This is a genomic window from Streptomyces sp. P5F9 (assembly GCF_057961495.1).
Window position 1 is genome coordinate 1 of the sequence record NZ_JBXVPZ010000473.1, and the last position, 7,234, is coordinate 7,234.

At 70.1% G+C, this 7,234-nt stretch carries 5 protein-coding genes; 3 read left to right on the forward strand and 2 right to left on the reverse strand.

What is annotated here, in order from left to right; translation table 11 throughout:
- Positions 1-54: 54 nt before the first annotated feature.
- Positions 55-3,015 carry an SARP-family global regulator AfsR gene (gene afsR / locus AC31A1_RS42825; protein WP_489658488.1) on the reverse strand — a complete coding sequence of 987 codons (2,961 nt, stop codon included), beginning with the start codon at positions 3,013-3,015 and terminating at the stop codon, positions 55-57.
- 210 nt (positions 3,016-3,225) lie between these two features.
- Between afsR and AC31A1_RS42830 the strand changes: the two genes are divergently transcribed.
- Together AC31A1_RS42830 and AC31A1_RS42835 are read left to right on the forward strand one after the other, a co-directional pair.
- Positions 3,226-4,479: an amidohydrolase family protein gene (locus tag AC31A1_RS42830; protein WP_489658489.1), complete on the forward strand. Its 1,254-nt coding sequence runs from the start codon at positions 3,226-3,228 to the stop codon at positions 4,477-4,479.
- Positions 4,476-5,399: an LLM class F420-dependent oxidoreductase gene (locus AC31A1_RS42835; RefSeq protein ID WP_489658490.1), complete on the forward strand. Its 924-nt coding sequence runs from the start codon at positions 4,476-4,478 to the stop codon at positions 5,397-5,399. Before AC31A1_RS42830 ends, AC31A1_RS42835 begins: the two co-directional genes overlap by 4 nt.
- Before the next feature lie 24 nt (positions 5,400-5,423).
- On the opposite strand, the gene AC31A1_RS42840 is transcribed toward AC31A1_RS42835, so the two are convergent.
- Complete coding sequence (locus AC31A1_RS42840) at positions 5,424-6,659, reverse strand: RNA-guided endonuclease InsQ/TnpB family protein (RefSeq protein ID WP_489658491.1); 1,236 nt, start codon at positions 6,657-6,659, stop codon at positions 5,424-5,426.
- Positions 6,660-6,682: 23 nt separating this feature from the next.
- Here AC31A1_RS42840 and tnpA point away from each other — a divergent pair, with 23 nt between their 5' ends.
- Entirely contained in the window at positions 6,683-7,111 is a 429-nt protein-coding gene (tnpA, locus tag AC31A1_RS42845; RefSeq protein ID WP_489658492.1) for an IS200/IS605 family transposase, read from the forward strand.
- The last annotated feature ends 123 nt before the right edge of the window (positions 7,112-7,234 follow it).

Here is a 7,234-nt window from a genome sequence, read left to right on the forward strand (position 1 = left end):
GACGTCCCCCGCGACACCCCCGGCAACGCTGCCCGCGACCCCCTCGGCAGCGCCTCAGGCGCAGTCCGCCCCCGCCCGTGTCAGCAGTGCCTGGACCTCCGCCGCCTCCGGGGACTCCAGCCGCTCGTAGATCTCCAGGGCCTCGGTCCAGCAGACCTGGGCGCGGCCGGACTGGCCGATGCCGTTGAGGGCCTTGCCGAGGACGGTGAGGACGTTCCCGCGCCGCCACTCGCCGCCGATCTCCCGGAGCGGGGTCAGCGCCATCTCGGCGTTGGCCGCCGCCTGGGCCGGACGCTGGGCCAGGAGGTCCACCTCGGCGAGGCGGAAGAGGGTCATTCCCTCCCACAGGCGCTGCCGGCTCGTGCGGAAGACGGTCAGCGCCTGGTTGAGATGCGCGACCGCGCCGGCCGGCTGGCTGTTCTTGCCCAGGGCCAGCCCGAGGGCGTAGTGGCCGTTGGCCGCCTTGAGGGTGTGCCCGAGTTCCTCGTACATCTCGGTGCCCTGGCGGGCGAGGTCGACCGCGCTGTCGGCGCGTTCCGTCTGTAGATGCAGGCGGGAGAGGTTGCACAGCGCCGACGCGGCGCCGGAGAGGTCGCCGCTGGCGCGCCAGGTCGCGATGGCCCGCTCCAGGAACTCCTCGGCCTCGTCGTAGCGGCCCTGGTAGAAGGAGTAGATGCCGATGAGGTTCGCCGCCCAGCAGCACGGCATCGCGTCGGCGGAGGCCTCCGACAGGGCGAGTGCCTGCCGTGCCTCCTGGTAGGCCTGCTCGAACTGCCCGGAGAAATGGCGGGCGTTGGCGAGCACCAGGATCGCCCGGCCCTCCGCCCGGCTGTCGGCGGCCTCGCGCGCCGCGTCGCGAAGGAGGGCGCCGGCCGCCTCGTACTCCTTGAAGTTCGCCCCGGACTCCGCGAGGTCGACCGCGGCCCACAGCAGGTCGACGGCCCGCCGCAGCGTCGCACCGCCCGCCGACTGCCGTACGCAGGCCAGCAGCGGCATCGCCTCGCCGTAGAGCCAGTCCTGGGCGGCGCGGCGATCGGGGAAGACCAGTCCGTTGACGCCGGTCTCCTCCAAGTGGTCGACCAGCCGGTCCCCGGGGCGTTCGATCGCGTAGACCCCCGCCGCCGTCGCCAGATAGAAGTCCAGCAACCGCGAAAGCGCCGCCCCCCGCTCCGTCGGCGACGACTCGTCCCGCTCCGCGCAAGCACGCGCGTAGAGCCGCACCAGATCGTGGTACCGGTAGCGCCCGGGAGCCGCCGATTCGACAAGTGACGTGTCTACGAGGGATTCCAGCACGTCTTCCGTGTCCTCGACCGGGAGGTCCAGCACCGCCGCGGCCGCCGCGAGGGAGATGTCCGGGCCGTCCGCGAGGCCCAGCAGGCGGAAGGCTCGTGCCTGGGCCGGCTCCAACTGGCCGTAGCCCAGCTCGAACGTGGCCTTCACGGCGAGGTCGCCGGCCTGGAGTTCGTCCAGCCTCCGGCGCTCGTCGGCGAGTTTGGCGGCGAGGACGGAGACCGTCCACGTGCGGCGGGCCGCGAGGCGGGACGCGGCGATGCGGATCGCCAGCGGGAGGAAGCCGCAGGCGGCGACCACGTCGAGGGCGGATTCCCGTTCGGCGGCGACCCGTTCGGCGCCGACGATCTTCGTGAAGAGCTGCAGCGCCTCCTCGGGGGACATCACATCCAGGTCGATGAGATGCGCCCCGGCGAGGTCCACCATCCGTACGCGGGACGTCACCAGCGCCGCGCAGCCCTCCATGCCGGGGAGGAGGGGGCGTACCTGGGCCGCGTCCCGCGCGTTGTCCAGCAGCACCAGCACCCGGCGGCCGTCCAGCACCGACCGGTACAGCGCGGAGCGTTCCTCCAGGGAGTCCGGTATCGCGGAGTCCGGGGTGCCCAACGCCCGTAGGAACGCGCCCAGTACGGTCTCCGGTTCGGCGGACCGGGAGCCCGCGCCCTGGAGGTCGACGTACAACTGGCCGTCGGGGAAGGCGGATCGGGCCTGGTGGGCCACGTGGACCGCGAGGGTCGTCTTGCCGACGCCGCCGATTCCCGCCAGCGCCGACACCGCCATCACGCGGCCCTCCGCCGAGGCCAGGACATCGCTCAGTTCGGACACGAAGGACACGCGGCCGGTGAAGTCCGGGACTGTTGCCGGAAGTTGGTGGGGGCGGACCGGGGCTGCCACGGTCTCCGCCGCCGGTGCGGAGGGTTCCGCGAGGCCCGGGTCGGCCTGGAGGATGCGCTGCTGGAGTTCGCGCAGGCCGGGGCGCGGGTCCACGCCCAGCTCGTCGGCGAGCAGGCGCCGGGTGTCCGCGTACACGGCCAGGGCCTCCGCCTGGCGGCCGGAGCGGTACAGGGCGAGCATCAGCAGCTCGCGGAGGCGTTCGCGGAGCGGGTGGGCCGCGGTGAGGGCGGTCAACTCGCTGACGGCCTCCGCGTGGCAGCCCTGCTCCAGGTCCATGTCCAGCCGGGATTCGAGGAGTTGGAGCCGCCACTCCTCCAGGCGGACGCGCTGCGCCTCCGCGTACGGGCCCGGGAGCCCGGCCAGCGGCTCGCCGTCCCACAGCGCCAGCGCCCGGCCCAGCAGGTCCCGCGCCTGGCACAGGTCACCCGCCGACTTCGCCTTCTCCGCCCCGGTCGCGAGGTCCTGGACCTCGGCCACGTCCAACGCGCCCTCGGGCAGCCCCCGTACGGCATACCCGCCCGACTCGCTGACCAGGACCCCGGCGTCCAGCGCCTTGCGCAGCCGGGACGCGTACGTGCGCACCGCGGCCAGCGCCTGCGACGGAGGGTCGTCACCCCACAGGGCGTCGATCAGCTCACCGGCGGTCGCCGTCCGGCCCTCGCGCAGCAACAGCGCGGCCAGCAGGGCGCGTTGCTGCGGCGAGCCCGTGTTCAGCGAAACAGGGCCCCGCCAGGCACGTACCGGACCGAGCACGCTGAAGCGCAGCGCGGTCGACTCCTCCGAGCCGGACCCGGGGCGCCGCTGCTCCGGTACTCGCGGTCCACCGTCCATCGCCGTTCCCCCTAGGCAAGCCTGTTCACTACGACAGTTTGCCTTGTCCGCGGCGGATGCGTCAGCTCTCGGAGACACCGCTCACAGGTGGCCGCGCGGGATATCACAAGCCCCTCACACCGCCTCCGCACAGATCCGCACACAACCGAGCACCCCGAACCCGGATCCAGCTAGCTGACGGGTCGTCAGATCGGCGCTACCGTGAGCGCCATGGACACCCAGAACCCCCAGCAGACCGACCAGGCGACCCTCCCTCTGATCATCTCCGTCGACGACCACACCGTGGAGCCCGCCGACGTCTGGCAGCACCGGCTGCCCAAGAAGTACCTGGACACCGGCCCTCGCATAGTCCGCGCGCCACTGAAGGAAATGACGTTCCTCGGCGGCCGGTTCAAGCCCGTCATGGGCGAGCCCGGCGACGACGGCCCCATCGGCGACTGGTGGGTCTACGAGGATCTGCACCGCCCCCTCACCCGCCTCGACACCGCCGTCGGCTACAGCAGGGACGAGATCAAGCTCGAAGTCATCACTTACGAGCAGATGCGTCCCGGGTCGTACGACGTCCCGTCCCGGCTCGCCGACATGGACGTCAACCACGTCCAGTCCGCCCTGTGTTTCCCCACCTTCCCCCGCTTCTGCGGCCAGACGTTCACCGAGGCCGCCGACCGCGAACTCGGCCTGCTCTGCGTCCGCGCCTACAACGACTGGATGGTGGAGGAGTGGTGCGGCCCGGAAGCGAACGGCCGCCTCATACCACTGCCTCTCATCCCGTTGTGGGACCCGGAGTTGGCCGCCGCGGAGGTCCGCCGCAACGCGGCCCGCGGCGCCCGCGCCGTCGCCTTCTCCGAGATACCCCCGCACCTCGGCCTGCCCTCCATCCACACCGACGACTGGGACCCGTTCCTCGCCGCCTGCGCCGAGACCGGCACGGTCATCGCCATGCACATCGGCTCCAGCAGCCGTATGCCGTCGACCTCGGCCGACGCGCCGCCCGCCGTCGGGTCGACGATCACCTTCGCCAACTGCTGCTATTCCATGGTGGATTGGCTGATGAGCGGCAAGTTCGAACGCTTCCCGGACCTCAAAGTCATGTACGCCGAGGGCCAGATCGGCTGGATCCCCTACATCCTGGAACGCGCCGACGTCGTCTGGGAGGAGAACCGCGCCTGGGGCGGCGTCGCCGACAAGGTCCACCGCCCGCCGTCCGAACTCTTCACCGAGCACGTCTACGGCTGCTTCTTCGACGACGCGTTCGGGCTGAAGAACCTCGACTCGATCGGCGTCGGGAACGTCCTCTACGAGACCGACTACCCCCACTCCGACTCCACTTGGCCCAAGTCCCGCGAGGTCGGCGAGGCACAGATGGGCCACCTGGCACCGGACGTGGTCGAACGGATCGTACGAGGCAACGCGATCGAGCTGCTGGGCCTGACGCCGGACGGCCTGTGGGAGGGCCCCAAGTGAGCAGTCCCGCCTACGGCATTCAGCTGCCCGTCCAGTCCCAGAGCACCATCTACGCCGAGCCCTGGGAGGCCGACGCCGGTCCCGCCGACCTCGTCGAGATCGCCCGGACCGCCGACCGGGCGGGCTTCGACTACATCGCGGGCTGCGACCACGTCGGCGTCCCGCGCCGCCTCGCCGCCGCCATGAGCACGATCTGGTACGACCCCGTCGCCACCCTCTCCTACCTCGCGGGCGTCACCGAACGCGTCCGACTCCTCAGCCACGTCGCGGTCGTAGGCCTACGCCACCCGCTGCTCACCGCCAAGCAGTACGCCACCCTCGACCACCTGAGCGGGGGCCGGCTGATCCTCGGGGTCGGTGCCGGGCACGTACAGGAGGAGTTCGAGGCGCTGGGGGTCGACTTCGAGCGGCGCGGGCCGGTCCTCGACGAGTCGATCGACGCGTTGCGTGCCGCGCTCGGGCCGGACGAATTCCCCGAGCACCACGGCAAGTTGTACGACTTCGAGGGACTCGGGCAGCGGCCCCGGCCCGCGCAGGAACATGTCCCCCTCTGGGGCGGCGGATCGTCCCCCGCCGCCGTACGCCGGGCCGCACTCAAGGCGGACGGGTGGCTGCCGCAGGGCGACCCGCGGGACCGGCTGCCCGCGCAGATCGAGCGGATACGGCGGCTGCGCGAAGAGGCCGCCGTAGAAGGGCCGTTCGTGTTCGGGGCGATCACCGAGCCGCTGTACGTCGGCGATCCGGGGTGGGAGGTCGGGCGGCGCACGCTCACCGGGGCGCCCGAGGTCCTCGCCGAGTCCCTTCGCGCCTACGGGGCGATGGGCGTGGACCAGATCCAGGTGCGGTTCCGCTGCCGGGACCGGACCGAACTCACCGACCAGATGAGCGAGTTCGGGACCGAGGTGGGGCCGCTGCTCTGATCACGCCTGTGATCACGGCCTGTGTCAACTACCCGGCCCTGAAGGGCCAGGCTTGGAGGTAGAGCCCAACTGGCTGCTGGGTGGTCTCCTCCGTCCAGCACCCTGAGCGGGTGCAGGGGCGTGTGACTCCGCCCCGCTTCGCCACAACTCTCGTGCGCGAGCACGGATGTTGCGGGAGGCATTACGGTCGGCGTGATCAACGAATCCGCACGACCGGCACGCGAACCGTCCCTGAGAGACACGGTTCAGCCTGTCTGTGTGTCCGCACTCCGCGCACATGCGGGAGGTGTGGGCGGGGTCGACGAACAGCACGGGGACACCGGCCCTGCGGGCCTTGTACTCCACGAACCGTCCGAGCTGGGCGAACGCCCAGGAATGCAACGCGACCCGTTGGGGCTTCCTCAGCCGTACGCGGGTGCGGATACCGGCAAGATCTTCCATGCCGATTCCGCGCCCGGTGCGTTCAGCCTCGGTCACGATGCGCTTGGCTATGACGTGGTTGGCCTCGGTTGCCTTACGCCGCTCCTTGCGGCGTTGTCGCGTGAGGACCCGCTTGGCGGACTTGGTGCCCTTCTTCTGAAGCTTCGCCCGCAGGGCGAGCTGGCGCTTGCGGTAGCGGTTCAGCCCGCGTCCCGCATGGATCTCCCCGTCCGAGGTGGTGGCGATGTTGACGATGCCCAGGTCCACGCCGAGAAAATCGGTCGGCTCGTACTGCTCGGCCTCGGGGACCTCGCACGTGGCGACGAGGAACCACATGCCGTCACGGCGGACAAGATCGGACTCGCCCTTGCGGTGCTCGGCCAGGAGCTTGCGGGCCTGCTCGGAGCAGGCGAACCGTACGCCCTGCGTACGTCCGGCGGTGGTCCAGATGCTGACGGTCTGGTCGTCCACCTGCCAGCTGAGACACCGGTCGTCATACGGCTGTGCCGCGTCCGGCCGGAAGACGACCGGCTTGGACTCGGCCTTGGTGCGCCGCTTGCTTCCGGGCTTGCCGAGGTTCCCGGCGCGGATGTTGGCGCGCAGGGTGGTGTAGGCGTCGGCGACCTTCCGCAGCACATGCAGCGCGGGCTGAGCCGACAGACCCCGGTCTTTCAGGTCGCGGTAGGCGAAGCCCTGCAACGCCTTACGGGAAGTCTCGCCACGCTCATACGCCTGGCCCGACAACCAGTTCGCCGCACCGTTCGCCGTGCGCAAAGTGCACTCAAACGCCGACGCCACCTCCGGCGTCGGCATGAGGCGAACCTGCACAACGATCTTCACACAAGCATCGTAGCATCGTGTCTATGTCACCACGCTGGGAACCAGACCCTGATATCCGTAGAGGCCGCAGCGTCATCTATTCTCTCCATGCACATCTGGTCTTTGTCCCGAAGTACCGGCGCGGAGTCTTCACCGACGAGATCCTGACCCGCTGCGAAGAGATCATGCGCGAGGTCTGCGAGAAGGCCAACGCCGAGCTGCGCGAGTTCAACGGCGAACGCGATCACGTTCACCTCCTCATTCATTACCCGCCGCAGATCAAGCTGTCGACCCTGGTCGGATCACTTAAGGGCGTGTCCGCCCACTACCTCCGCAAGGAGTACGCCGACCACATTCGCAAGTACCTGTGGGGCGCGCACTTCTGGTCACCCTCATACTTCGCGGCGTCCGCCGGCGGGGCCCCACTATCCGTGATCAAGGAGTACATCGAGCAGCAAAAACGCCCGCTGTAAGGCGGGCGTCAGAGCAGTCCAGAGAAGCCATTCCTCCCGAGCCCTGAAGGACTTTGTTGGCGGATTCGGCGACCGCCTTTGCTGATCTTGTTTGGTCGGGCAGTCTGGTGGGGTTCGGTTTCG